Below are 220 nucleotides of genomic sequence, written 5' to 3'. Positions count from 1 at the left end.
GTCTGTCCCCAGATCAACACGATCCGGGCCAGCGGATCCCCTGCACGTTACGAGGATCAGCACCTCCCCGACCAGCACCCCAATTTTCCTACCCCCAAAATTTTCCTACCTTTCCCCGCGCGCTGTTCCCCCGGTGGCGAGTTGCCGAGATTCAATTGAAATCAACCGCTCGATCTCGTCGGGTCTGTCCCCGGATCAGTCCGCGAGGATCTCGTGGGGT

The organism is Stieleria sedimenti (assembly GCF_025060895.1).
Classification (GTDB): Bacteria; Planctomycetota; Planctomycetia; order Pirellulales; family Pirellulaceae; genus Stieleria; species Stieleria sedimenti.
Note: the sequence above shows the minus strand (reverse complement) of the source record.